The sequence below is a fragment of the Streptomyces sp. NPDC111507 genome (assembly GCF_055638955.1).
Genome location: NZ_JBVKBU010000002.1, coordinates 767,878 through 793,802 on the forward strand (window position 1 = coordinate 767,878; position 25,925 = coordinate 793,802).

Consider the following 25,925-nt stretch of genomic DNA (forward strand, 5'->3'; position numbering starts at 1 on the left):
GCCTGACGTAATCCATCGGCCCCTCCCCCGGCGACGTGACCGAACGCCGTCGCCGGGCGCCAAGCTGCCACCCCGTAGGACTACAGCTTCTCCACCGGCGCGTACCGCAGCAGCAACCGCTTCGGCTTCGCCTCGCCGAAGTCGACCGTCGCCTCCGCGTTCGCACCCGTACCCTTCACGCCGACCACGGTGCCCAGGCCGAACTGGTCGTGGGTGACCCGGTCGCCGACCGCGAGTGAGACCACCGGCTTCTCGGAGACCCCGCGGCGCGTCGCGAAGCCGGAGGCACCGGACGCCGCGGACCGCGAACGCGAGGACGACAGCGAGGCGGCCACACCGGAGACGGGCCCCGAGGGCATGGGAGCGGTCGCGCCGGTGCGCTTCCACTCCAGGTGCGTCTCCGGGATCTCCTCCAGGAAACGGGACGGCGGGTTGTACGAGGGCTGGCCCCAGGCGCTGCGCATGGACGAACGGGTGAGGTACAGCCGCTCCCGCGCGCGCGTGATGCCGACGTACGCGAGGCGCCGCTCCTCCTCCAGCTCCTTGACCTGTCCCAGCGCGCGCATGTGCGGGAAGACGCCGTCCTCCATGCCGGTGAGGAAGACGACCGGGAACTCCAGGCCCTTGGCGGTGTGGAGGGTCATCAGCGTGATGACGCCGGAGCCGTCCTCGTCCTCGTCGGGGATCTGGTCGGAGTCGGCGACCAGGGCCACCCGCTCCAGGAAGGCGGCGAGCCCGACGGGCGTCTCGCTCTCACCCGCACCGGACTCCTGCTCGAACTCCAGGGCCACGGCGGCGAGTTCCTGGAGGTTCTCGATCCGGGTCTCGTCCTGCGGGTCGGTCGAGGCCTGCAGCTCGGCGAGGTAGCCGGTGCGTTCGAGGATGGCCTCCAGGACAGTGGCCGGGCCCGCACCGGACTCGACGATCGTACGGAGGTCCTCCATCAGCGTGTTGAAGCGCTTGACCGCGTTCGTGGACCGCGCGGCCATGCCGTACGCCTCGTCGACGCGCTTCAACGCCTGCGGGAAGCTGATCTTCTCGCGCTGCGAGAGCGCGTCGATCATCGCCTCGGCGCGCTCGCCGATGCCGCGCTTGGGCACGTTGAGGATGCGGCGCAGCGGGACCGAGTCCTCCGGGTTGGCCAGTACACGCAGGTAGGCCAGGACGTCCCGGACCTCCTTGCGCTCGTAGAAGCGGACGCCGCCCACGACCTTGTAGGGCAGGCCGACGCGGATGAAGATCTCTTCGAAGACACGGGACTGGGCGTTCGTTCGGTAGAAGACGGCGACGTCTCCGGCCTTCGCCTCGCCCGCGTCCGTGAGACGGTCTATCTCTTCGGCGACGAACTGCGCCTCGTCGTGTTCGGTGTCCGCGACATAGCCGGTGATCTGCGCGCCCGCGCCCGCGTTGGTCCACAGGTTCTTGGGCCGGCGGGACTCGTTGCGCTCGATGACCGCGTTGGCGGCGGAGAGGATCGTCTGCGTGGAGCGGTAGTTCTGCTCCAGGAGGATCGTCGTCGCGTTCGGGTAGTCCTCCTCGAACTGGAGGATGTTGCGGATCGTCGCGCCGCGGAAGGCGTAGATCGACTGGTCGGCGTCGCCCACGACGCACAGCTCGGCGGGGAGCAGGTCGTGCTCGCCGTGCGGGGTGTCCTCGTCTTGCGCGCCGGTGCCGACCAGCTCACGCACCAGCGCGTACTGCGCGTGGTTGGTGTCCTGGTACTCGTCGACCATGACGTGGCGGAAGCGGCGACGGTAGTGCTCGGCGACGTCCGGGAAGGCGCGCAGCAGGTTGACCGTGGTCATGATCAGGTCGTCGAAGTCGAGCGCGTTGGCCTCGCGCAGCCGCGACTGGTACATCGCGTAGGCCTGGGCGAGGGTCTTCTCGAAGCCGTCGGCGGCCTGGGCGGCGAAGTCCTCCTCGTCGATCAGCTCGTTCTTCAGGTTCGAGATCTTGGCGCTGAAGGACTTGGGCGGGAAGCGCTTGGGATCGAGATCCAGATCACGGCAGACGAGCGCCATCAGCCGCTTGCTGTCGGCGGCGTCGTAGATCGAGAACGAGGAGGTGAAGCCGAGCTTCTTGCTCTCCCGGCGCAGGATCCGCACACACGCGCTGTGGAAGGTCATCACCCACATCGCGTTCGCGCGCGGGCCGACGAGCTGCTCGACGCGCTCCTTCATCTCGCCCGCGGCCTTGTTCGTGAAGGTGATCGCGAGGATCTGGCCGGGGTGGACATGGCGCTCGCCCAGCAGATGGGCGATGCGGTGGGTGAGCACCCGGGTCTTGCCGGAGCCCGCGCCGGCCACGATGAGCAGCGGGGAGCCGGAGTGCACCACGGCCGCGCGCTGGTTCTCGTTCAGCCCGTCCAGCAGGGCCGCCGGGTCCACGGCGGGGCGGGGCGCGCCGTCGCGGTAGTAGGCGTCCCGGCTCGCGGGCGCGTCGAAGCGGCCGCCGAACAGGTCGTCCGGAAGCGGCTCCGCCGCTCCGTCCTCGGGCGGCGGCGGGGGCTCTTCCTCGTGGGCCCCGGAAGGCTGGAGGTCCGCCAGAAAGCTGTCATCAAAGAGGCTGCTCATCGCTCTCCGAGTCTAGGCGGCCCCACTGACAACCCGCGGCCACCCTGAAAACCCGACCGGTTTTTCCGCGATCGCGCATGATCGCTTTCCGTGACGGCGCCCGATCGCTTTCCGCCACTCTTTCCGCCGCCCTTTCCACCGCGGACGCCGTCACCGTTCAGGATCGTTTCATTACGGTCAGCCACAGCCAGTCCCGATCAATGGCTGCCAGAGTCAAGGTCACAAAAATGTATCGGGCATATCGCACATCAAACTTCACAGAACACTTATGAGTTGGCTAGCGTGCCGGGCAGGCCGCTCGACCCAACCGGCGAACACCGCCGGGCCGTGCGGCCTCCGCCGAGTCCGGTGCGCCCGCGTGGCAGCCGGAGCCGGGGACCCAACCGACCTTGGGGTGAATCGGTCCAATTGTCCACTGGGGCACGGACCGTAGGGCAAACCTTCCGGACGTACCCGCCCGAACCCGACAGCTAACTCGGTAGGCGGATGACGGAAGGAGTCGCCACCTTGGCGTCGCATCGCAAGTGGAGTCCTACAGGTACACGCATAGCGGGCATACGGACTCCCGCCCTCGCCACGGCGGCCCTCACCTCCGTGGCCCTGCTCTCCCAGACGGCGAACGCCGCGCCCTCGGCCGACTCCAAGCCGAGCATCGAAGAGGTCGAGAAGAAGGTCGACGACCTCTACCACCAGGCCGAGACGGCGACCGAGAAGTACAACGCGACCAGGGAGAAGACCGCCCAGCAGCGCAAGCGCGTCGACTCCCTCCTCGACGACGTGGCCCAGCGCACCGAGAAGCTCAACACCGCGCGCGAGGAACTGGGTTCGTTCGCCGCGGCGCAGTACCGCACCGGCGCCGCCGCCCCCGACACCGCGAGCCTCCTGCTGGCCGACAATCCGCAGGACTACTTCGACCAGACCCAGCTGATGAACCGTCTGACCACCCGCCAGAAGGCGGCCGTCGACGACTACGTCACCGAGCAGGCCGCCACCACCAAGAAGCGCGCGGAGGCCTCCAAGAGCCTGCAGACGCTCACCACGACGCAGAGCGCGCTGAGGACGTCCAAGGCCGACGTCCAGCGCAAGCTCGCCGAGGCCCGCTCCCTGCTGTCGAAGCTGACCGCCGAGGAGAAGGCGCGGCTCGCGGCGATCGAGAAGAAGAAGCAGGAAGCGGCCGACCGCAAGGCGGCGGAGCTGGCCCAGCAGCAGGCCGCGGCGCAGAAGAAGGCTCAGGAGGCGGCCGCTCAGCAGCAGACGGGTTCCGGCACCTCCGGGACCACTGGCTCCGTCGGCACCTCCGGCAGTTCGGCCAGCGACTCCTCGTACACCGCCAAGGCCGACAAGGCCCTCGCCTTCGCCCGCACCCAGGTCGGCAAGCCGTACGTCTGGGGCGCGACCGGGCCCGGCTCCTACGACTGCTCCGGCCTCACGCAGGCCGCCTGGAAGGCCGCCGGCGTCGATCTCCCGCGTACCACCTGGGACCAGGTCAACGTGGGCACGACGGTCCCGCTCTCCGACATCAAGCCCGGTGACCTCGTCTTCTTCTACGACGACATCAGCCACGTCGGCCTGTACGTCGGCAACGGCATGATGATCCACGCCCCCAAGCCGGGCGCGTACGTCCGCGAGGAGTCGATCTTCTACGGCGGCGAGTCGATCATCCACAGCGTGGTGCGTCCGGCCTAACGCCTCGACGCCCGGCACGCGCGCGTGGGGCTCATCGAGCTCCACGCGCGCGTGGCCCGCCGCCAACCCGCTCGAAGGTCCTTAGCATCGGGCCCATGTCAGCCATCTCCCCGCCCGGCACCCGGTGGACCGGCCTGCGCAGCTGGTGGGCGCAGAGTCCGCCGGGCGCCGGAGCCGCGATCCTGGCCACCGGCATCATCTCGATCGGGCTGGAGCAGACCGGCTACGAGGTCCTGTCCCGGATCGTGCTGGCCCTGGCGGCCGTCGGCTGGCTCGGGCTCGCCGCGGCCTTCGTCGTACGGCTGCTGCGAGAGCGGGAGCGGTGGCTGACGGAGGCCGGTACACCGAGTGCGCTCACCGCGGTCGCGGCGACCACCGTGCTCGGCACGCGGCTGGTCACGCTGGGGTGGAAGGTGCCGGCCGAGGCCCTGCTCGCCCTGTCGGCGGCGCTCTGGCCGGGGCTGCTCCTCCTGGTCGTACGGCAATGGCGGCCCCGTATGCCCGGAGGGGTGTTCCTCGGCTGTGTGGCCACGCAGGGGCTCGCGGTGCTGGGCGCGACGCTCGCCCCCGCGACGCACACGGACTGGCTCGCGCACACCGCGCTGGTGCTGTTCTGGCTGGGGCTCGTGCTCTACGCGGCGGCACTGTTCTACTTCGACTACCGCGAGGTCGCCACGGGCGCCGGGGACCAGTGGGTCGCGGGCGGCGCGCTCGCCATCTCGGCGCTGGCGGGGTCGAAGCTGATCCTCGCGTACCAGGCGAACATCTATCTGTGGAACAACGACGACAACGGCGTGCTGCGCTGGGTGACCGAGGCGCTGCTCGTGCTCGTCCTCGGCTCGTACTGCGTGCTGGCCGTGGCGGAGGCCCTGTGGCCCCGACCGCACTACGACGTGCTGCGCTGGGCGACCGTGTTCCCGCTGGGGATGACGGCGGTGGCGACGCTGTCGGTCGCGGCCGCCATCGGCGTCGGCCGGCTCAGGGGGCTCGGGCAGGTGCTGCTGTGGATCTCGGTCGCGGCGTGGCTGGCGGTGGCGGCCGTAGCGGTCAGGCGTCCGCGGGAGCCGTAGCGGTCGGGCATCTGTAACGCTGTCCGGAAGCGCCGTAGCCGTCCGTGGGGGCCTTCGGGGGGCCGTCAGGTCCAGAGCACCGCGATGAAGATGTTCGCGGTCGTGAGCAGCCCTACAAGCCCGAACAGGCCCTTGTCCACCTTCTCGTCGTCCCGCTTCACATAGACGAGTCCGAGGATCACGATCAGCAGGGCGAGCTTCACGCCGATCTTGATGGTGTTGACCGAGTGGTCGTCGGCCTGGTTGAGGCCGACCAGGGCGACGCCCGTGACCAGCATGGTCAGCGCGCCGTGCAGCATGGCGGGGACGAACCGGGCGGTGCCCTGGCCCATCGCCTTCATCTGGGTGAGGAAACCACCGAGGAGCGAGGCGATGCCGATGATGTGCAGGCCGACGAAGAGATGGATGAGTACGTCCATGGAGCCGGAGCCTAATCGGCGGCCCTGCACCCTCTTGTCACCGGCCCACCCCCTGTAGACCCCTACCACCTGGGAACCACCGATTGTCCCGGAACCGCCCCATCGGTCATCACACCGCGTGAAGTCGACTGCGCCGGGCCGGTATCACGGTCACATACGGTCGCCCCGCGATCCAGTGACGCCAGTTCCGTACATGACGTTACCGGGACATCACTCTCAGGTTTAGCGTCCTCCACCAGGTGACCGGCTCCCCACCGCCGCCCGGGCCAGGGGCGGCAGCCGGACACCACCGCCGAGAAAGGTCCGGCGGCGGCCCGCTCCCCCTGTGTGGGCCGCCGCCGGACGTGTCCCCCGCTGACCGCGCTCGTCCCCGGCGGTCGTAGGCAAGTCCCCGGGAAGGATGTGGGCCCTCGTGGCAGCGCACCGAAAGCCCAGACAGCGCTCGCTCGGTGGAACCACGGCCCGCACGGCCGCGACCATCGCCCTCGCGGGCGCGGCCACGGCGACGGGCTTCGACGGGACGGGGCACGCGGACCCGCAGCTGTCGCCGGCACAGGTGAAGGCCAAGGTGGACACGTTGTACGAGGAGGCGGAGGTCGCCACCCAGAAGTACGACGGCGCGAAGGACAAGGCCGACAAGGCCGAGCAGCGGCTGAACGCACTGCGCGACGAGGCGGCACGCAAGGAGGACCGGCTCAACACGGCACGGGACGCGCTGGGTTCGATCGCCGCCGCGCAGTACCGCAGCGGAGGCCTGGACCCCGCGCTGCAACTCGCGCTCTCCGACAACCCCGACCAGTATCTGGAAGGGGCCGCGTTCGCCGAGCGGGCCGGCAGCCGGCAGGCGGAGGCCGTGGCCCGGGTGCGCAAGCAGCTGCGGGAGATCGAGCAGCTGCGCGGGGCCGCGCATGTCGAGCTGGCCTCGCTCAAGTCGCGTCAGGCGGAGCTGAAGCGGGCCAAGAAGACGATCACCGGGAAGCTGGACACGGCGCGGCAGTTGCTGTCGCGCCTCACCGACGAGCAGCGCGCGCAGCTCGGGGACCTGGGAGCGGCCGGGGGCGCCGGAGGTACGGGAAGCGCCGGGCAGCGCGCCTCGCGCTCCGCCGCGCGGGACCTCGGCCCGGTGCCGTCGCCCGGCTCCGTCGCGGCACCCGACTCACGTGCGGCGGAGGCCGTCGCGTACGCCTACGGGAAGCTCGGCAGCCCCTACGTCTGGGGCGCCACCGGGCCCGACGCCTTCGACTGCTCGGGCCTGGCCCAGGCCGCGTACCGCGCCGCGGGCATCTCGCTGCCGCGCACGACGTACGCGCAGATCAACGCCGGACACCGGGTCTCACGGTCCGAACTCCGCCCCGGTGACCTGGTGTTCTTCTACTCGGGAGTCAGCCACGTGGGCATCTACGTCGGAAACGGCCAGATGATCCACGCCCCGAACCCGTCGGCGCCCGTGCGGCTGGCGCCGGTCGACGAGATGCCGTTCGCGGGGGCCACCCGAGTGGCGTGAAAGGCGCGGGGGCGACCGCGGTGTGGTGCGGACGGAGAAGTGGATCACGGTAGCGTCGGCGCGGACTCTGTTTCCGTCGTCATCGCTCCGTCGTCCCGTCGTCGTTACGTCGTCGCTCCGTCGTCCGAGAGGTTCTGATGCCCGGCTCTCTGCTGCCGCCTCCGCCGCCGCCCGCGCACATCAGGACCTGGCCGGACCGCGCCGCGCTGCTGGCCGACCGGGGGCGGGCGCTGGAGGAGCTGCGCAGGCGGAGCCTCGGGGTGCACCGGGTGCTGCTGCTCTGGCTGCTGGCGCTCGCGGCGATCGTCGGCTGGGCGCTGCTGGTGCTGCCGCTGCGGCAACTCGAGCAGCGCGACCCCACCGGTTTCGTCCTGGGCCCGCTCTTCGCACTGCTGGGCCTGGCCGCGCTCGCCCCGACCGTCGTCGCCGTCGCCCTCTCCGTCCGCCGGGACCATCACATACACCAACTGCTCGACGCGTGGTCCGAGTTGGACCGGCACCCCCCGACCGACTCCCGGCTCCGCTCCCCCGGACTCAGCCTCTTCTGGCTGCTCTCCTCGCTCGGCGTCTGCGCGATCGGTGCCTGGACGTCCTTCACGACAGCCGCGCGGGCCGAGCCCGGCCACCCCCTGTACAGCGATGTCGTCCAGGGCATGGGCATCGGCCTGATCCTGTGGCTGACCGGCCTCATCGGCATCGTGAAGGCCGTACGTCACTACCGCTGGGCGCTGCGGATACTGGGCTCGGCGCCCGACGCGCAACACCGGTAGGCAGCCCTCTCGACGCGATCGGCTAGACCAGCCGACGCGCGGTGGCCCACCGGGTCAGCTCGTGCCGGTTCGACAGCTGGAGCTTCCTGAGGACCGCCGAGACGTGCGACTCGACCGTCTTCACGGAGATGAACAGCTGCTTGGCGATCTCCTTGTAGGCGTAGCCGCGGGCGATGAGACGCAGGACCTCGCGCTCGCGCTGGGTGAGACGGTCGAGGTCCTCGTCGACGGGCGGGGCGTCGGTGGAGGCGAACGCGTCGAGGACGAATCCGGCCAGGCGGGGCGAGAAGACCGCGTCGCCGTCCTGGACGCGGAAGACGGAGTCCACCAGGTCCGTGCCGGTGATGGTCTTGGTGACGTAGCCACGGGCGCCGCCGCGGATCACCCCGATGACGTCCTCCGCGGCGTCCGACACGGAGAGCGCGAGGAAACGGACCGGCTGCCGGGCGTCGGCCATCAACGGGGCGCAGCGGCGCAGCACTTCGACACCGCCGCCACCGGGCAGATGGACGTCGAGCAGGACGACCTCGGGCCGGGTGGCCGTGATGACCGTGACCGCCTGGTCGACGTCCGCGGCCTCGCCGACCACCTCGACGCCGGTCCGCTCGGTCTCTCCGATCTCGGCCTGTACTCCCGTACGGAACATGCGGTGGTCGTCGACGAGCACGACCCGTACACGGCGTCCGCCCGCGGCAGCCGTCGTGTGGGGGGCGCCGACGGTCGAGCCCGTGGGCACGCCCACACCGGCGACGGACTCGGCGGCCGACCCGGTGGCCGACCCGGTCGCGGCCTCAGCCCCGGCCCCCGCCCCGGCCGTACCCACGGCGGCATCCTCCGGCCCGTTCGATGCCGGGGTCTGCCCGGTCGGTCCGTTCACGTCGCTCATGACGTCTTCTCCGCCCTTTCCATCTCCAGCTCGACCTCCGTGCCGCCGTCCGGCACCGCGCGCAGTCGCGCCGTACCGCCGTTGCGCTCCATGCGGCCGATGATCGATTCTCTAACGCCCATGCGGTCGGCGGGTATCCCGTCGAGGTCGAAGCCGGGACCGCGGTCACGGACGGACACGAAGACCGTCCTGCCCTCGACTTCGGCGTAGACCTGTACGGCGCCGCCCTCGCCACCGTACTTGGCGGCGTTCACCATCGCTTCCCGCGCGGCCTGCATCTGTGCGGTCAGGCCCTCGTCGAGCGGACAGTCGCCCACGACGACGACCTCGATGGGGACGCCGTGCTTGTCCTCGACCTCGGCCGCGTTGCGACGGACCGCCTCGGCCAGGGTCGCCGGCTCGTCGGCCTCGTCCTTGCCGGTGCCCTCCGGTTTGTAGAGCCAGGCGCGCAGGTCGCGCTCCTGCGCGCGGGCGAGCCGTCGCACCTCGTTCGCGTTCTCCGCGTTGCGCTGGATCAAGGTCAGGGTGTGCAGCACCGAGTCGTGGACGTGGGCGGCGACCTCGGCCCGCTCCTGGGCGCGGATGCGCATCAGGCGCTCCTCGGAGAGGTCCTGGGTCATGCGCACGAGATAGGGGCCGGCGAGGAGCGCCGTGCCGACCAGGACCGCGAGTGCCGCCTGCAGGACCGACCCGAGGTGGGCCGCCGAGCCCTGGAGTACGAATATTCCGGAGACGCCCGCGGTGACGAGCAGGACACCGGCCGCGGAGCGCAGCAGCGTGAGCGTACGACGACGACGGCCGACCTCGACCCAGCGGGCCCGCCGCGCGTTGTCCGCCTGGCGCCAGACCAGGGCGACGCCCGCGCCGACGAGAACGGTCGGCCAGAGATACGCCCTTGCCCCACCGCCGAGATTCACATTGCCGACGAAGACCATGGCCACGACGACCATGAGGAGCAGGGCCACCATCTGGCCCCGGTCCGGCTTGCGGGCCACGAGTCTGCGGCGGCCGTCGGGGGCGGTCTCGGTGGTGAAGGCCGGGGTGCGCCCGGAGTCGACGCCGCCGACGCCGAGCGGCACGAAGAACCAGAACGCGGCATAGAGCAGCGCCCCGAGGCCGTCCGCCATGAACAGGCCGACGAACACCAGCCGCACCCAGATCACGGGCAGCCCGAGATGCCCGGCGAGCCCTCGCGCCACGCCCCCGAGCCAGCGTCCGTCGCTGCTGCGGTAGAGCTTGCGCGGGGGCCGCGGGTCATCGAGGGGCACTGCTGCGGCTTCCGGCATGCCATCGATGTTCACACGGGCGGAGGGCAGGAGCATCAGGGTCGACCCCCGATACTCCCCTGATCTTCGAGAGACCGGTGCTCGAACGGTTCCCTCCGCCCCCGTCAGGGCCGATATCAGGGTTCGGCCAGGGTCGTCCCGACTGCCGCCGGGCCTTCCCGCCCGTCACCATGGACACATGACAGATCAGCAGCACGCGGCAGCGGAGCCGGATCCCGGCCCCGGCCCGGGCGCCCCACCGCCAGGCGCCGGGCCGCGGGACGCCGTGCCGCCCTCCGCGGGCACCGCCACGGGCGCCGGGGCAGCCGGGGGAGCCGCGGAGGGCGTGGGACTACCGGGCGCGACAGGTGAGGAACCGCGCGCGCACGGGGAGCCGCCCGCGCCCGAGGGCCCGCGCAGGTTCCGGCGCGACCGGCGGCAGAAGATGCTGGGCGGAGTGTGCGCCGGGCTGGGGCGGCAGTGCGACATGGACCCGGTGATCTTCCGGATCGTGCTCGCCGTGCTCTCCGCCACGGGCGGCATCGGTCTCATCTTCTACGGCTTCGTCTGGCTGTTCGTTCCCTACGACGACGAGGAGGAGAACGAGGTCCGCAAGCTCCTCACCGGCCGCGTCGACGGCCACGCGCTGGCGGCCGTGCTCTTCGCGCTGGTCGGCTGCGGGGTGTTCCTGTCGATGTTGAGCAACGGCAGCGTGCTGACGTTCGCCGTCGTCCTCTCCCTGCTGCTCGCGGGCGCGGGGTACTGGTCGCAGCAGCGCGGCGCCCCCGACCCCGACCCGCTCGCCGCCCAGGCGGTGGCGGACGCCCCGCCGGAGGCGCAGGCCCCGCCCGTCCCCGTCTCCTACCCCTCCTGGTGGCGCGACCCGATCGTCAAGGACGGCTCGCACGTAGGCGGCACCGGTTATCTCTGGGGCCCGCCGGAGACCCGGGACCGGGATGTCGCGGCGGCGCTCAACATCGCCCGCGGCATGCCCCGCCCGGACATACGGGACCTCCGCGCGGCCCGTGAGCCGCAGCCGCGCGGCCCGCGCTGGATCGGCGGCTGGGTCTTCCTGCTCGCGCTGGTCGCGGGCGGCCTCGGCACGGGCCTGACCTGGCACGACCATCCGCTCGCCATCAGCCTGCAGACCGGTCTGTCCTGCGCGCTCGTCGTGTTCGGCCTGGGCATCGCACTCAGCGCGTTCGTGGGGCGTACGGGCGCGGGGTCGATCTTCCTCGCAGTGATCACGGCAGCGCTGCTGGCCGGCTCCGTGGCCATGCCGAAGGACATCAGCACCCACTGGATGCGGGTCGAGTGGACCCCCAGGACCGCTGCCGCCGTGCCGGAGCGTTTCGACCTCGGCACGGGTGTGGGCACCCTCGATCTCACCCATCTCGGCCTCACCAAGGGCCAGACGGTGACGACGGCCGCGGAGGTGGGCGCGGGCCGGTTGAAGGTGATCGTCCCCAAGGACGCGACCGTGAAGCTGGACATCGAAGTGGGCGTCGGGGACATCCAACTGCCGGGCGACGGCAAGAAGGACGTGGACGTGGAACCGGGCAAGCACAAGCAGGTGACCCTGCCGGCCCCGACCGGCGGCAAGAACGGCGGCACGCTCGACCTGAACCTCCAGGTCGGCGTGGGACAGGCGGAGGTGATCCGTGCCACGTCATGAGTTCCAGCCGGGAAAGCTGGTCGCCGGCCTCTTCCTCACCGCCGCGGGCGTCACCTACGCGGGCGACGCGGGCGGTTGGTGGGACACACCGTGGTTCGCGATCATCCCCGTCGTCACGGGTGGGCTCTGCCTGGCGGGCGCGGTGGCGTTCCTGACCCATGGCATACGTCGGCGGCGGTTGCGGCGACGGGGGGCGGGAGTGTCCGGGTAGCGGGGGCGTGAACGGAGCGCTGGTGGGTGCGGGGCGATCCACCCCCTGCACCCACCAGCCTGCAAGGCCCCGCGATGCACGTGCGAGCCGCCCTGCGATGCCGTGCGACGCGCTGCGTCGAACTGCCCTGACCCGCGTTGCTCAGTAGCGGAGGTTCCCGGACCGTTGGCCGCGCCTCGCGCGCAGGGCCGCGTCGACGGAGAAGACCGAGGCGCCCGCGAGGACCAGGGGCAGCCAGGCCATCAGGTAGGCGAGGTCGTTGCCGTAGTAGTACGGGTCGGAGGCCCAGCTCACCGTCAGCCACAGGCTGAGGGAGATGAGCGCGCCGCCGAGGGCCGCGAGACGGGCCAGCAGGCCGATGAGGGTGCCGATGCCGACGGCCAGTTCACCGAAGGCGATGGCATAGCCGAAGCCGACGGGGCTCTTCAGGGCGAGGTCGACAAGGGCCGGGATCGCGGAGGAGTCATGCACATTGCGCATCAGCTCGCCGATCGAGCCGGAGCCGGAGTCGGAGAGGAAGGCGCTGTTGGTGAGTTTGTCGATACCGGCGTAGATGAAGGTGACGCCGAGGAAGACGCGCAAGGGCAACAGGGCATAGCGGGTGGCGGTGTCCCGCCAGTCTCGTCCGCCGCCGTCGAGATAGGGGGTTTGGGTGTCCGACCGCATACCGTGAGTCATCGCTCTCCGCCGCCTCTCGCCACGTGCAGTTGACCCCTCAACAGACCATACGTACGAGAACGGGTTCCCGCTCAATGCTCGGGGCCAGTTTTTTTGATGGCGCGGGCGCGCCCCCAAGGGCGCGGAGAACTGCGCGAACGGCCCCCACCGGCCCGCAGTCGAACGACTCCGGTGGGCCCACCCGCCCGCATTCGAACTTACTCCGGTGAGACCCCCGCCCGCAGCCGCGGAGTAGTGAGACCCGCGCCCGCGTCCGCGGGGTTCAGTCCGTCACCTCGATCAGGCAGCGGTTCGTTTCCACTCCGGCTGCCGTTACCACCTGGACCTCCACCCGGCCCGGTTCCACGTCGACCGGGACCGGCACGGTCAGGACCGCGTCCGTGGGGTTGCTGAAGCCGCCGGGGACCGGCACCAGGGGGACATGGACGTGCACCGCGCCGATGCGGACGACCATGCGGGACAGACGGTCCGCGCTCTGGGCGCCGGGTGGGACGAAACCGGCGCCCCGGATCTCGATGTCGTCGCCGGTGCGGATCGGCGCGTCGAGGTCGCCGGCCTCACGGGAGCGGACGACGGAGAGGATGACGGGGCGGCCGCCCTCGGCGTACTTGCCCGCGAGGTAGGTCGCCGCCGAGACGAGGACCAGGAGCGCCAGGCCCCAGGGGAGGTCGGGCAGTTGCTCCGGGCGCCTGGCAAGCCGTACCGCCGCGAAGACCAGGGCGACGGCGCCGATGACGACGTACTGGATGTCGGCGAAGCTGCCCCGGCCGGAGTCGTCCGTGAGGAGGTCGGCGGCGCGCGGCCGGTCCGCCCGTACCTTCTGCAGGCGTTGCCCGAGGACCCGCAGGCCCACGACCCGGCGTACCAGCACCGCGATCGCGCAGACGACGGCGACGACGGTCACCACACCGGCACCACGGGCGAGTTCGAAGCCGGCGATCAGGTCGTCGCGCTTGCCGTGGGCGGAGGCCGCCGCCAGTTGGCCCACGAGGACGAGTACCGCGTAGACGACGAACAGGACCCAGCCGGCGGCCATCGCCCGTGAGGTGGAAAGGCGGTTGTCCTCGCCGACCACCGGCGCGAGGGCCCCGCCGCGCGCCCGGTGCAGATAGCCCGCGCCCGTCAGCCCGGCGGCCACCACCAGAGCGGCCAGCAGGCCCGCCGTGCGCGCCGCCGTCCAGCCCGCGCCGATCGCCGTGAGCGCCTGGACGATGAGCAGGGCCAGGACGGCCCCCCACACCGCGTACGCCGTGCGTCGCCACAGGCGTCCCAGCCATGCCTCGCCGTCGACGCGTCCGCGCTCGGCGACCAGGTCGGCGGACTGGGTGAGTTCGTCGGAAACCCACTGTCGGGACGCGGACGCCGAGTGCGCGACGGCGGCGGGCAGTCCCTGTCCGGACGCCAGCTCGTCGCGCCGGGCGAGGAACGCGGCGACGGCGCGCCGGTGCCCCTCGCGCGCTCCGTGCGGACAGTCCCCGCAGGTGCAGCCGCCCGTGTGCGCCGCCCCCTGTCCCGCACCGAGCCCGCCACCGCGCTCCGCGCCGTGTCTCGCCTCCTGCACCGCCACGCCCACTGCCGCCTTCCCCGCGCCGAGAGCTGCCTCGCAAGTCTTGCAACTGCCTTGCGATGACAGGGCATTGTGCCGCACGAAACAGTGCTCGCGTCGGGCAGGTCTGGTCAGCGCGGGTGAAAGCGGGGGACCCCGTGTTGACCCGGCTGCGAGAATTTCCCCATGGCCGAGATCATCCAGCGCGACGGGACCTGGGCCTTCGACGGCAGCACGGTCAGGATCACGCCGGGACTCCATCGCTCCGTGCCGTTGTTCCGGCAGACGTACGGAGAGATCGCCGTTCCCCTGGAGGCGGTTTCAGGCATCGTCTACGAACCCGAACGCAAGCGCGGCAGACTGCGCCTCAGGCTCCGTGAGGGGGCCGATCCGCTGCTCCAGGCGACCGGCGGGCGGCTGCCCGACGCGGCGGACCCGTACCGGCTGACGGTCGACATCGACCGTACCGGGGTCGCGGAGTACGTCGCCGAGGAGATCCGGCACGCCCTGCTCCTGGACCAGATCCCCAAGGAGCCGGCGAAGGCCTTCCTCCTCGCGGGGCCGCCCGTGCCCGTGTCCGTCCGGTCCAGCGACGGCACGGTCTCCTTCGACGGCGCGCAGGTGCGGATCGACTGGGCGGACACCTCGGACCGGGTCAAGCGGGCGACGGGGCCGCGGATCATCGCCGTCGGGGACCTGGTGCAGGTGGAATGGCTGCCCAATTCCGGCTACGAGGACGGGTTTCTGCGGTTCGTGACGCGCGAGACCGTGTTCTCCAAGCTGCCGCCGGAGAAGGATCCGTTCGCCCTCGACCTGTGGGGCAGCGCCCGCCGCGACCTGCTCACGGCGCTCGTCGCCGCCGCGGTGACCGCCCGGCTGCCGCATCCGTCCCTCCGGGCGGGCGAGCACGTCGACGTCCCGCCGCAACTCACCGCCGCGGCGGGACCAGGATCGGCGCCGCCGGCAGCATCGGTACCGGCTCAGGCCGACCATCACGACGTACTGCTGCGGCGGCTGCGGGAGCTGGGTGAGCTGCACCGCGACGGTGTGCTCACGGACGAGGAGTTCGCGGCGACCAAGGCGGCCGTACTGCGGGGTTTCTAGCCGTCGCGCACCGGGATTCAGCTGAGGAGGTCCGGCTCGCTGCGGCTGATGTCCTGCCACAACGGCTGGTAGTTGATCCACGCCACCAGGTCGCCGCCGAGCTGCTCCCGGGTCGCGACCGCCTGCTTGTGGTCGATGAGGAGGGGGCGGCCCGCGGCCCGTGCGGTCAGCTGGACCTGGCTGGAGCGCTCCATCGACAGGAACCACCAGGCCGCCGCGTCCACCGAGTCGCCCACGGTCAGCAGCCCGTGGTTGCGCAGCACGAGCGCCTTGCGGGTGCCGAGCGCGGAGGCGATCCGGCGGCCCTCCTCGGTGTCCACGGCGACACCGGTGTACGAGTCGTACAGCGCGTGGTCCTCGTAGAAGGCGCAGCTCTCCTGGCTGATCGGGTCGAGCAGGTCACCGAGGGCGGACAGGGCGCGGCCGTGCACGGAGTGGCAGTGCGCGACGGCGACGACGTCGGGGCGGGCGGCGTGGACCTGGGCGTGCACGGTGAACGCCGCCTGGTTGACGTGGTAGCGGCCCTCGATCACCTGCCCGTCCTGGTTGGCCATGACCAGGTCGCTCACGGTGACGTGCTTGAAGGGCATCCCGAAGGGGTTCACCCAGAAGCAGTCGCTGTACTCCGGGTCGCGCGCGGTGATGTGACCGGAGACCCCGTCCTCGAAGCCGAGCCGCCCGAAGATCCGCAGTGCCCCGGCCAACCGTTCCTTGCGATGGCGTCGCTCGTCGTCCAACGAGTCGTACATCGGCGGCATGGCGAACTGCAGCTGGTCGGTGGGCAGGGGCACGGGCGGCGTGGGCCCTTGCATAGGTCCTCCAGCACTGGCGTGTCCGATACGGAGCGGAAGTTACCTCCGGTCGGTGCAGGAGAACAGAGCCGTTCGGTGAAGAGAGTGCGCAACCGTTACGAGAGGGCCGGGGCAGCTGCCCGAGAGCGCCTGCCGAGCGCCCCCCAATACCCGACAGGAGATGTCGGGTATTGGCGCCACACTCACCATATGAGCGCTGCCAACGGTCCTACCGAAAGCCCTGCCGACCCTGCGAACCCTGCGCGCTGGGGCACCTTCGTCGCCGCCGAACCCTCACTCGCGCAGTCGGTCGAGGAGCGTTTCGGGGCCTTCACGCACCACGTCCTGGCGACCCTCCGCAAGGACGGTTCGCCCCGGACCACCGGCCTGGAGGTGCGTTTCCTGCGCGGCGAGCTGTGGCTCGGCATGATGCCGGACTCGCTCAAGGCACTCGACCTGCGCCGCGACCCGCGCTTCGCGCTCCAGGCGAACCCGGGGCCGGGCACGGCGATGGGGGGCGGGGACGTCCGGATCAGTGGACGGGCCGTCGAGGTCGACGACGGGGCGGTCAAGGCCGCGTACGTGAAAGAGGTGGAACCGCCGGAGCCGTTCCACCTCTTCCGCACCGAGCTGACGGAGGTCGTACGGACCCGCGTCGAGGACGACACCTATCTGGTCGTCCAGGTCTGGACGCCCGGAGAGCCGGTGCGGACTCTCAGGCGGACCTGATCAGGCGGACCTGACGGGTGGGACTACTCCCACTCGATCGTGCCCGGGGGCTTGCTCGTGACGTCGAGGACGACTCGGTTGACGTCCGCGACCTCGTTGGTGATGCGGGTCGAGATCTTGGCGAGGACCTCGTACGGGAGGCGGGACCAGTCGGCGGTCATCGCGTCCTCGGAGGAGACGGGGCGCAGCACGATCGGGTGGCCGTACGTGCGGCCGTCACCCTGGACGCCCACGCTGCGGACGTCCGCGAGCAGGACCACCGGGCACTGCCAGATGTCACGGTCCAGGCCGGCCGCCGTGAGCTCCTCGCGCGCGATGGCGTCGGCCTCGCGGAGCAGGTCCAGGCGCTCCTTGGTGACCTCGCCGACGATCCGGATGCCGAGGCCCGGGCCCGGGAAGGGCTGGCGCTGGACGATCTCGTCGGGGAGACCGAGCTCCTGCCCGACCATCCGGACCTCGTCCTTGAACAGCTTGCGCAGCGGCTCGACGAGCTCGAACTCGAGGTCCTCGGGGAGGCCGCCCACGTTGTGGTGGGACTTGATGTTGGCCGTGCCGGTGCCGCCACCGGACTCGACCACGTCCGGGTAGAGCGTGCCCTGGACCAGGAAGGCGACGTCCTCGCCCTGCGCGGCCTCGGCGATGATCTCCGCCTGGGCCTGCTCGAAGACCCGGATGAACTCCCGGCCGATGATCTTCCGCTTCTCCTCGGGGTCCGAGACGCCCTTGAGCGCGGTGAGGAACCGCTCCTGCGCGTCCACGACCTTCAGCTGTACGCCGGTCGCGGCCACGAAGTCCTTCTCGACCTGCTCGGTCTCGCCCTTGCGCATCAGGCCGTGGTCGACGTACACGCAGGTCAGCTGGGAGCCGATGGCCTTCTGCACGAGGGCGGCGGCGACGGCGGAGTCCACGCCGCCGGAGAGGCCGCAGATGGCGCGCTTGTCGCCGACCTGCTCGCGGATGAGGGCGACCTGGTCGTCGATGACGTTGCCGGTCGTCCAGTTCGGCGTGAGGCCCGCGCCGCGGTACAGGAAGTGCTCGAGCACCTGCTGGCCGTGCGTGGAGTGCATGACCTCCGGGTGGTACTGGACGCCGTACAGCTTCTTCTCGTCGTTCTCGAAGGCCGCGACCGGGACGACGTCCGTGGACCCGGTGACCGTGAAGCCCTCGGGGGCGGCGCTGCACGCGTCGCCGTGCGACATCCACACCGACTGCTCGTCCGGGGTGCCTTCGAAGAGGGTCGATCCGGGCTTGGAGACGTGCAGGGGCGTACGGCCGTACTCGCGGGCGCCGGTGTTGTCGACCGTGCCGCCGAGGGTCGTCGCCATCAGCTGGAAGCCGTAGCACATGCCGAAGACGGGGACGCCGGACTCGAAGATCGCTCGGTCGAGGCGGGGGGCGCTCTCGGCGTACACCGACGAGGGGCCTCCGGAGAGGATGATCGCCGCCGGGTTCTTGGCGAGCATCTCCTGGACCGGCATGGTGCTCGGCACGATCTCGCTGTAGACCCGGGCCTCGCGGACGCGGCGGGCGATGAGCTGGGCGTACTGCGCACCGAAGTCGACGACCAGGACGGTGTCGGGGGCGGCGGGGGACGCTTCTGGCACGGTTTGCCTTCCGGCGGTGAGCAGGGGGTGTGGGGTATCGAGTCTACCGGGGGTCCGTGGGGGCGTGCCTGCACCGGGTTTCTCCGCCCCCGCCGCCCCTGCCCGTCCCACTCCCCAGGGGCTCCGCCCCTTCCACCCCGCCAGGGGCTCCGCCCCCGGACCCCCGATCGGCCTGAACGGCCTCGTCCTCAAACGCCGGACGGGCTGAAAGATGCGCGCCGGCGCTCCTTCAGGGGCGCGGGGAACTGCGCGGCCGGCCCCCACCGGGCCCGCGGCCGAGCGACCCGGGTCGGAAGCCCTACCCGCCCGGGTCCAGGTCCAGGTCCGGGTCCGGGTCTCAGTATCCGAACCCGCTTGGACGTGGCAGTGCCCTGTGGGCATACTGCTTGCATGCTTACGCAGGCGACCTTCGTGTTTACCTATGGCAACCGGCCCACCGGCTGCCATGGTCGTGCTGCTTGAGCAACTGACAAGCGACTTCCCAGGCGCCCCGGGCCGACAAGGCCCGGGGCGTCTGCCGTTTCCGGGTCCTGCCGATCCGGGGCACCTCATCCCAAGAGGAGCCCACCATGGCCGACGTACTCGACAAGACCGGCGCCCGTACCGACGAGGCCGCGGACGTGATCACCGGCGCCCGTGAACGCATCGACGCCCTCGACGACCGGATCATCGGCCTCGTCCAGGAACGGATGGCCGTGTCGAAGGTGATCCAGGAGGCGCGGATCGAGTCCGGTGGCCGCCGGGTGAACCTCTCGCGCGAGATGGAGATCCTCGCCCACTTCAGGGACGCGCTCGGCAAGCCCGGCACCTCGCTCGCCATGACGCTGCTGGAGCTGTGCCGCGGCCGCGTCTGACCCCGTACGCGACGGGCTCACGTACGCACGTACGCATGCCCTCTCACCCGTACGGCGCGTGACCGGGGCGCCGCGGACTTCGTTGGTCCCGGTGTCCGTGCCAGCCAGGGGCGGGCCCGAAAGAACCACGCGTGGCTCCACTGGGGCGATGAGACGTACGGATCGTGCCGTACGTCGTGGGACCTCGCCCCAGGGGTGTGACCGGACGGCAGGGGACAGCGGCCCGGTCACTCAAGAGAACGGTCGGCTCCGGGGACGCCCGGGGCCGTCCGGCGGAGTCTGTTCCACGGTCCCAAGTCCCGTATCCCGTGTCCGTACCCCCCGTATCCGTCCCCTCATGTCAGTACCCCCGTAGCCATACCCCGTGTCCGTACCAAGACCCGCGGCGCAGCCCCCGGCGCCGCTCCTCAGGCACCGGCGCTGCCCTGACGTCGGTGCTGACGACGAAGGGCCCCGCGGTCTCCGTCCTGCGGGGCCCTTCGCACGCCCGTCGCATCGCATCAGGTGCGGGACAGCGTGCCGCACGTCTCCTTGCCGGAGTGCTCGATGTCCCGGCTGCGGTCGTACGGGTCGGTCGTGGGCCCCGTCGGAGGCGCGCCGGTGGGGGCGGCCGAGTCGAACTGGGGGTGCAGGAAACCGTCGTAGACGTCGCAGGCGGTGTTGCCGAGGTCCTGGTCGTACCGGATGACCGACAGCTTGCCGGGAGTGGCCTGGTACTTCCGCGGGTCGAGGAGTTCGAGGTCGAGGACGCGGCGCACGATGGTGCGAGCCACCTCGGTCGAGCGCCCGCCAAAACCCTCGGTCGGCGCCCCGGACGCCGCTGTCGCCCCCGACGCCTTCGATGCCTGGTCCGCCTGGATCAGGGGGTAGACGAAGGTGTAGTCCATGTGGATGGCGACGGACCCGTGCTCGCCCGCCTTGAACGTCATCCGGCCACGGACCTTGACCACATCCCCGGCCGGCCGCACCTCGGCCGGGTCGAACCGGCTGAAGAGCATCAGCGGATCGTGCTTCTTGCCCGGCGCGCGCAGCCAGCTGTTCAGGTCGTCGAGCATGCGGGGCTGCTTCGGGTCGAGGACGGCGAGCGCGCTCTCGGGGCGCTCGCCCCGCAGGGTCCCCGGAGTCAGGTTCGCGCCGACGAGCAGGGTCTTCGCCTGCTTCAGGGCCGCGGCCACCTGCGCGCTCATGAACGTACCGACCGGCTTCGCCTTCGGTACGACGATGGCGGCGGCGCCGTCGGCCCAGCCCTCGGCGGGCGAGCCGGCGAACGGCCTGTCGAGGGTGGGCGTGTCGGGCGCGGCGCTGGAAGGAGCGGCGGTCGGAGGCGCGGTCTCGGCGGGCAGCGCGGCGGCGGACGCGCCTCCGGACGGCGTACCGGACGACGTGCCGAAGGGGTCGCCGGGCAGCAGCGAGGGCTTGACCGCCACCAGCGCCACGGCGATCGCGACGGGCACGCCGAGGATCGCCCACAGCCGGCGCCGACGGGACGCGCGCCCGTCCATCTCCCGCCAGGCCGGACCCGTTCGCCACCCCTCCGGCTGGGCGCCCTTGGCGTCCTTCTGCCGGAGCCGTTCGGTCACCATGCGCGCCCGGGCGGACGGCTCCTTCGGCGCCGAACTGCGGATGTCACGTTCGGTGTCGCGGGCGAACCGCTCCCACACGTCGTCGGGGACCGAGGGTTGCTTGAACTCCCCGGACTCCCCCGCCCCTTCGGGCTGCTTGTCAGACACGAGGATCAGTTCTAAGTGGATCGAAAGGCTGTACACAAGGCAGATCCGTGCAGATCCGTGTGTGACACAGCCCACATAAGAATTCCGTGAGTGAACGCACAACCGTTCACAGGTTTCGCGGGTCACACCTGCAGAACCAACGGCCACACCCGCGCCCCACACGCGGAGGCCTCATCCCATACGAGTACCGTGACGACGCGGTACCGGACTTTCCGAGGTCTTCATGAAGCTTCGCCGTGCCATGGCCCTGGCGGCCGCAACGGCAGCAATAGCCCCTCTGGCGCTGCTTTCGGCGCCGGCCGCGTTCGCGGACGAGAGCCCCTCCCCCACCGCGACGGTGTCCGAGTCCGCGAGCGAGTCCGCGTCGGCGACCCCGACCGAGACCACTCCCGCGCCCTCCGAGACCACGTCCGCGTCGGCGACCGAGACCGCTCCGACGTCGAGCGCCTCCGCCACCGCCACCACCTCGACCTCCGCGACTCCCGCGCCGAGCACGTCGACGTCGCCCGAGCCGTCCGACACGCCGGAGCCCGAGCCGTCCGAGTGCCAGGACTCCAAGGTCGACGTCTCCATCTCCGGCCTGCCCGGCAAGATCGCGGCGGGCAGTGGTTGGCACAAGTTCTCCCTGAACGTGCTCAACAACTCCAAGTCCACCCTGAACGAGCTCGGCTTCTTCGCCGGCGCGTCCTCCGACAAGGCGGGCGACGACCTCTTCCAGAGCAAGAAGGTCCAGCTCCAGGCGTACAACGAGGACACCAAGGCCTGGGAGGACGTCGACTCCGAGGGTTACGCGGTCGGGTACGTCGGCTACACCGACGAGCTGAAGCCCGACTACGAGGTCGACATCCCGCTCCGTATCAACGTGAAGTCCAGCGCCCCGGTCGGCGCCGGCTTCTCGCTCGGCGCCAGCATCTACGGCGACACGGACGGCCAGTGCACGGGCTTCGGCGAGGTCGCGTACAAGTTCCAGATCGTCTCCTCGGGCACCGACACCGATGGCACCAAGCCGCAGGAAGGCGGCAAGGTTCCGGTCTCGGACAAGCCGGCCGACAAGGGCAACACTCCTGAGGTCAACGGCAGCCTCGCCGAGACCGGCTCCAGCTCCGCCCTGCCGACCATCGCCCTCGTCGGCGGTCTCGCCGTCGTCGCCGGTGCCGGTGCGGTGTTCGTGGTGCGTCGCCGCAAGTCGGGCGACGCCACCGCGTAAGCAGCCAGTGGGCCAGTAGGTACGGACAGAGCTACAGCTACAAGAAGGACCCGCACTCGGAGGGGGGTGCGGGTCCTTCTCGTATCCGGAGACGGAGTTACGGTTTCGGCGGCACCGTCGGCATCCCCAGGAACGGCAGCCGCAGCGCGCCGAAGGCGTCCGCGGGCACCGCCGGGTCACGGGGCTCGACCGGCTCCAGACGCTCGTACGCCGCTCCCGGCGCCGGACGCGGGTCCGCCTCGCCCTTGTTGGGCCAGTACGACATCGCGCGTTCGGCCTGGGCGGTGATGGTGAGCGACGGGTTCACCCCGAGGTTGGCGGAGACCGCGGCGCCGTCGACGACGGAGATGCCCGGGTGGCCGTACAGCCGGTGGTACGGGTCGATCACGCCGGTCTCCCGGGAGTCGCCGATCGGGCAGCCGCCCAGGAAGTGCGCGGTCAGTGGCGTTCCCATCAGCTCGCCCACGTTGCTGCCCGCGAACCCGTTGATCTCCGCGGCGACGGCGGACGCGGCCTCGGACGCCGCCCTGATCTGCTTGGGGTTGGGCGCGCCGTGCCCCTGCCGGGCCGTCAGCAGGCCCTTGCCCGCGCCCTTCGGCTTCAGGTAGGTCGTCAGGGAGTTGTCCAGCGACTGCATCACCAGACCGATGATGGTCCGCTCGGACCAGCGGCGGTTGGAGAGCGAGCGGAGCACGAGCAGCGGGTGCTTCGCCGCGTTCGCCAGCCATCCCGCCACCCTCGACGAGCCCTCCGCGTACGGGACCTGGAGGATGGACAGGCCGCCCATGGCGTTCGAGCCCTTGCCGTAGCGGACGGGCTCGATGTGGGTGTTCGCGTCCGGGTGGATCGAGGACGTGATGGCGACACCCTGGGTGAAGTCGGCCTTGGGCGTGCCGTGTGCCTGGCGGTAGCGGCGGTCGTCGGTCTGCGCGCCCACCAGCGCCTCCGAGTTGGTGCGGGTCAGCTCGCCCAGCCTCGGGGAGAGGTACGGCAGTTGGCCGCCCGCCTTCATCCGGTGCAGCAGTGTCTGCGTGCCGTAGGTACCGGCGGCGATGACGACCCTGCGCGCCTTGAGCGTGCGCCCCTCGCCCTTGCGTTTCTCGTCCGTGGGCAGGGTGGCGACGGCGTATCCGCCCTGCGAGTCGTCGGTGACGGACACGACGGTGGTCATCGGGTGCACGACCGCGCCCGCCTTCTCCGCCAGGTACAGGTAGTTCTCGTTGAGGGTGTTCTTCGCGCCGTGCCGGCAGCCGGTCATGCACTCGCCGCACTCGGTGCACGCCTTGCGGGCGGGTCCGGCGCCCCCGAAGTAGGGGTCCTCCACCTCACCCCCGGGCCCGGCCTTCGCCGTGCCGTCCGCGTCCTGCCCGTCACCGAAGAAGACGCCGACCGGCGCCATGTGGAAGCTGTCTCCGACGCCCATCCGCTGCGCGGCCGCCTTGAGATGGACGTCGGAGGGGGTCATGGTCGGGTTGAGCCGCACGCCGAGCATCCGGCGGGCCTGGTCGTAGTACGGCTTCAGCTCCGCCTGCCAGTCGGTGATGTCCTTCCACTGCGGGTCGTCGAAGAAGGCCTTCGGCGGCACGTAGAGGGTGTTGGCGTAGTTCAGGGAGCCGCCGCCGACTCCGGCCCCCGCCAGCACCATGACGTTGCCCAGCAGATGGATGCGCTGGATGCCGTACATGCCGAGCGCCGGCGCCCACAGGTAGTTCTTGATGTCCCAGGAGTTCTTGGGCAGCGCGTCACGGGTGAAGCGACGGCCCGCTTCCAGCACGCCTACGCGGTAGCCCTTTTCGGTGAGCCTGAGGGCCGTGACCGAGCCACCGAAGCCGGAGCCGACGACGATGACGTCGTAGTCGTACGGGTCGCCTACCGGCGGTCGGGCAGAGTTCTCCTGCGACACGTGTTCTCCTCGCTGCGGGTCGTCCGTGGTTGCTCGCGCAGTTCCCCGCGCCCCTTGCGGGGCGCTAGCGCAGCCGGAGTGCCTTCATCACCTTCAGGCTGCGGCTCATGAACTGCGCGTACTTCTCGTCGTCCATGCCGAGCGAGGGCGCCATCGGCAGCAGCCGCTGCTGGGCGACGGTCTGTGCCTCGGTGTACTTGAGGATGCCCTCGGAGCCGTGCCGGCGGCCGAGACCGGAGTCCTTCATGCCGCCCATCGGCGACTGGACACTGCCGTACGCGGGCGCGTATCCCTCGTTGACGTTGACCGTGCCGGTGCGCAGCCGCGCCGCGACCGCGCGCCCGCGCCGCCCGTCCTTCGTCCAGACGGAGGAGTTGAGGCCGTACGGCGTGGAGTTGGCGAGTTCGACGACCTCGTCGTCCGTCCTGAAGCGGTAGAGGGAGACGACGGGCCCGAAGGTCTCCTCGTTGCAGACGGCCATGGGGGCTTCCACGCCGTCGAGGATGGTGGGCTCGTAGAAGTAGGGGCCGATGTCGGGGCGGGCGACGCCGCCGGCGACGACCTTCGCGCCCTTCGCGACCGCCTCCTCCACGTGCCGGGTCACGGTCTCCAGCTGCCGCTCACCCACGAGCGAGCCCATGTCGGCGCCGTAGGCGAGGGAGGTGCCGAGCCGCATGGCCTTGGTCCGGGCGGCGAAGCGCTCCGCGAACGCGTCGGCGACGGACTCGTGGACGTACAACCGCTCGATGGAGATGCAGAGCTGCCCGGCGGAGGAGAAGCAGGCGCGGACGGCGCCCGCGGCGGCCTTGTCGATGTCGGCGTCCTCCAGGACCACCATCGCGTTCTTGCCGCCGAGCTCGAGGGAGACGCCGACGAGCCGGGCCGCGGCGCCCTGGGCGACCTCGCGGCCGGTCCGGGTGGACCCGGTGAAGGAGACATAGTCGGCGTGCTTGACGACCTCAGGACCGACGACCGGACCGTCCCCGATGACGACCTGGAAGACCTCGGCGGGCAACCCGGCCTCGACGAGCAGGTCGCGCGCCCACAGGGCGGTGAGGCAGGTCTCGGTGTCCGGCTTCATCACCACCGCGTTGCCCGCGACGAAGGCCGGGAGCGCGTCGCCGACGGAGAGTTCGAGGGGATAGTTCCAGGGCGCGATCTGGCCCACGACACCGCGCGGGTGGCGCAGTTCGGTGACCTTGGTGAGGGTGGGCATGGCCCCGGCGTGCCGCTTGGGGCTGAGGTAGGCGGGAGCCTTCCTGCCGTAGTGGCGGGCGGCCACGACGACGGCCTGCACCTCTTCGTGCGCGTGCAGCCGGGCCTTGCCGGTCTCCAGCTGGATGAGGTCGAGCACCTCGGCCTGGCGGGCGAGCACCAGGTCGTGGAAGCGGAGCAGGACGGCGGCGCGCTGCCGTACGGGCGTGGCACCCCAGGCGACCTGCGCCTTTCGGGCCCGCTCGAAGGCCTCCTGTACGTCCTCGGGGGTGGACTCGGGCAGGTCGGCCAGCTTCTCGCCGGTGAACGGGGTGTGGTTGGCGGTCCGTCCGGAGCCGACGACACCCTTGGTGAGCTGCGCGACCAGCTCGGGCGTGACCACGTCGGCGGCGGTGCGGGCGCCCACGGGTGCGGGGGCGAGGGGGTTGGTGCCGGTCGTTTCCGACTTGACCGTGCCGGTGATTTCCGAGGCCTGCGAGTCCGTCATGAGGCGCAGCGTATGACG

21 protein-coding genes and 1 riboswitch are annotated in these 25,925 nt (G+C 71.0%); of the genes, 10 read left to right on the top strand and 11 right to left on the bottom strand.

What is annotated here, in order from left to right; translation table 11 throughout:
* Positions 1–80 precede the first annotated feature (80 nt).
* Complete coding sequence (gene pcrA / locus ACZ7M2_RS10965) at positions 81–2,573, bottom strand: DNA helicase PcrA (RefSeq protein WP_471594991.1); 2,493 nt, start codon at positions 2,571–2,573, stop codon at positions 81–83.
* Positions 2,574–2,900: 327 nt separating this feature from the next.
* Positions 2,901–3,073: riboswitch (cyclic di-AMP (ydaO/yuaA leader) on the top strand.
* 7 nt (positions 3,074–3,080) lie between these two features.
* Here pcrA and ACZ7M2_RS10970 point away from each other — a divergent pair.
* Positions 3,081–4,259, top strand: coding sequence for a C40 family peptidase (locus ACZ7M2_RS10970; protein ID WP_471594992.1), 1,179 nt, complete (start codon positions 3,081–3,083; stop codon positions 4,257–4,259).
* A gap of 95 nt (positions 4,260–4,354) precedes the next feature.
* Positions 4,355–5,329: a tellurite resistance/C4-dicarboxylate transporter family protein gene (locus ACZ7M2_RS10975; protein WP_471594993.1), complete on the top strand. Its 975-nt coding sequence runs from the start codon at positions 4,355–4,357 to the stop codon at positions 5,327–5,329.
* Between the two features lie 65 nt (positions 5,330–5,394).
* Here the strand turns inward: ACZ7M2_RS10975 and ACZ7M2_RS10980 are convergent, their stop codons facing one another.
* Positions 5,395–5,748: a hypothetical protein gene (locus ACZ7M2_RS10980; RefSeq protein ID WP_060901458.1), complete on the bottom strand. Its 354-nt coding sequence runs from the start codon at positions 5,746–5,748 to the stop codon at positions 5,395–5,397.
* 412 nt (positions 5,749–6,160) lie between these two features.
* On the opposite strand from ACZ7M2_RS10980, the gene ACZ7M2_RS10985 reads away from it, so the two are divergent.
* Positions 6,161–7,252, top strand: a complete 1,092-nt coding sequence (locus ACZ7M2_RS10985) for a C40 family peptidase (RefSeq protein ID WP_471594994.1) — start codon at positions 6,161–6,163, stop codon at positions 7,250–7,252.
* A 137-nt stretch (positions 7,253–7,389) separates the two neighbouring features.
* The gene (locus tag ACZ7M2_RS10990) at positions 7,390–8,022 is read left to right on the top strand and encodes a hypothetical protein (RefSeq protein WP_471594995.1); all 633 of its coding nucleotides are present in this window, start codon (positions 7,390–7,392) and stop codon (positions 8,020–8,022) included.
* Positions 8,023–8,044: 22 nt separating this feature from the next.
* Here ACZ7M2_RS10990 and ACZ7M2_RS10995 read toward each other — a convergent pair whose 3' ends face one another.
* Positions 8,045–8,764: a LuxR C-terminal-related transcriptional regulator gene (locus ACZ7M2_RS10995; RefSeq protein ID WP_471595226.1), complete on the bottom strand. Its 720-nt coding sequence runs from the start codon at positions 8,762–8,764 to the stop codon at positions 8,045–8,047.
* A 140-nt stretch (positions 8,765–8,904) separates the two neighbouring features.
* On the bottom strand, positions 8,905–10,194 hold the full coding sequence (locus ACZ7M2_RS11000; protein WP_373306448.1) for an ATP-binding protein: 1,290 nt from the start codon (positions 10,192–10,194) through the stop codon (positions 8,905–8,907).
* Between the two features lie 178 nt (positions 10,195–10,372).
* Between ACZ7M2_RS11000 and ACZ7M2_RS11005 the strand changes: the two genes are divergently transcribed.
* Positions 10,373–11,848 (top strand): PspC domain-containing protein, encoded by a 1,476-nt coding sequence (locus ACZ7M2_RS11005; protein WP_471594996.1) that lies wholly within the window; start codon positions 10,373–10,375, stop codon positions 11,846–11,848.
* Positions 11,835–12,059, top strand: coding sequence for a hypothetical protein (locus tag ACZ7M2_RS11010; RefSeq protein WP_075028455.1), 225 nt, complete (start codon positions 11,835–11,837; stop codon positions 12,057–12,059). Before ACZ7M2_RS11005 ends, ACZ7M2_RS11010 begins: the two co-directional genes overlap by 14 nt.
* A gap of 141 nt (positions 12,060–12,200) precedes the next feature.
* On the opposite strand, the gene ACZ7M2_RS11015 is transcribed toward ACZ7M2_RS11010, so the two are convergent.
* Together ACZ7M2_RS11015 and ACZ7M2_RS11020 are read right to left on the bottom strand one after the other, a co-directional pair.
* Positions 12,201–12,737 carry a DoxX family protein gene (locus ACZ7M2_RS11015; protein ID WP_352050563.1) on the bottom strand — a complete coding sequence of 179 codons (537 nt, stop codon included), beginning with the start codon at positions 12,735–12,737 and terminating at the stop codon, positions 12,201–12,203.
* 262 nt (positions 12,738–12,999) lie between these two features.
* Positions 13,000–14,304, bottom strand: coding sequence for a hypothetical protein (locus tag ACZ7M2_RS11020; RefSeq protein WP_471594997.1), 1,305 nt, complete (start codon positions 14,302–14,304; stop codon positions 13,000–13,002).
* A 165-nt stretch (positions 14,305–14,469) separates the two neighbouring features.
* On the opposite strand from ACZ7M2_RS11020, the gene ACZ7M2_RS11025 reads away from it, so the two are divergent.
* On the top strand, positions 14,470–15,387 hold the full coding sequence (locus ACZ7M2_RS11025; RefSeq protein WP_471594998.1) for a DUF4429 domain-containing protein: 918 nt from the start codon (positions 14,470–14,472) through the stop codon (positions 15,385–15,387).
* Between the two features lie 17 nt (positions 15,388–15,404).
* On the opposite strand, the gene ACZ7M2_RS11030 is transcribed toward ACZ7M2_RS11025, so the two are convergent.
* Positions 15,405–16,199: a class II aldolase/adducin family protein gene (locus tag ACZ7M2_RS11030; RefSeq protein ID WP_351830756.1), complete on the bottom strand. Its 795-nt coding sequence runs from the start codon at positions 16,197–16,199 to the stop codon at positions 15,405–15,407.
* 189 nt (positions 16,200–16,388) lie between these two features.
* Here ACZ7M2_RS11030 and ACZ7M2_RS11035 point away from each other — a divergent pair, with 189 nt between their 5' ends.
* Positions 16,389–16,907: a pyridoxamine 5'-phosphate oxidase family protein gene (locus tag ACZ7M2_RS11035; protein WP_471594999.1), complete on the top strand. Its 519-nt coding sequence runs from the start codon at positions 16,389–16,391 to the stop codon at positions 16,905–16,907.
* Positions 16,908–16,930: 23 nt separating this feature from the next.
* Here ACZ7M2_RS11035 and guaA read toward each other — a convergent pair whose 3' ends face one another.
* The gene (gene guaA / locus ACZ7M2_RS11040) at positions 16,931–18,511 is read right to left on the bottom strand and encodes a glutamine-hydrolyzing GMP synthase (RefSeq protein WP_352050559.1); all 1,581 of its coding nucleotides are present in this window, start codon (positions 18,509–18,511) and stop codon (positions 16,931–16,933) included.
* A 530-nt stretch (positions 18,512–19,041) separates the two neighbouring features.
* Between guaA and ACZ7M2_RS11045 the strand changes: the two genes are divergently transcribed.
* Positions 19,042–19,365 (top strand): chorismate mutase, encoded by a 324-nt coding sequence (locus ACZ7M2_RS11045; protein WP_282459373.1) that lies wholly within the window; start codon positions 19,042–19,044, stop codon positions 19,363–19,365.
* Positions 19,366–19,865: 500 nt separating this feature from the next.
* Here ACZ7M2_RS11045 and ACZ7M2_RS11050 read toward each other — a convergent pair whose 3' ends face one another.
* Positions 19,866–21,095 carry a hypothetical protein gene (locus tag ACZ7M2_RS11050; protein WP_471595000.1) on the bottom strand — a complete coding sequence of 410 codons (1,230 nt, stop codon included), beginning with the start codon at positions 21,093–21,095 and terminating at the stop codon, positions 19,866–19,868.
* Positions 21,096–21,318: 223 nt separating this feature from the next.
* Between ACZ7M2_RS11050 and ACZ7M2_RS11055 the strand changes: the two genes are divergently transcribed.
* Positions 21,319–22,302, top strand: a complete 984-nt coding sequence (locus tag ACZ7M2_RS11055) for an LAETG motif-containing sortase-dependent surface protein (RefSeq protein WP_471595001.1) — start codon at positions 21,319–21,321, stop codon at positions 22,300–22,302.
* Positions 22,303–22,399: 97 nt separating this feature from the next.
* Here the strand turns inward: ACZ7M2_RS11055 and ACZ7M2_RS11060 are convergent, their stop codons facing one another.
* Both ACZ7M2_RS11060 and ACZ7M2_RS11065 read right to left on the bottom strand, forming a co-directional pair.
* On the bottom strand, positions 22,400–24,205 hold the full coding sequence (locus ACZ7M2_RS11060) for a GMC family oxidoreductase N-terminal domain-containing protein (protein ID WP_471595002.1): 1,806 nt from the start codon (positions 24,203–24,205) through the stop codon (positions 22,400–22,402).
* A 64-nt stretch (positions 24,206–24,269) separates the two neighbouring features.
* A complete protein-coding gene (locus ACZ7M2_RS11065; protein WP_471595003.1) occupies positions 24,270–25,907 on the bottom strand; it encodes a succinic semialdehyde dehydrogenase in 1,638 nt (545 codons plus the stop codon).
* Between the last annotated feature and the right edge of the window lie 18 nt (positions 25,908–25,925).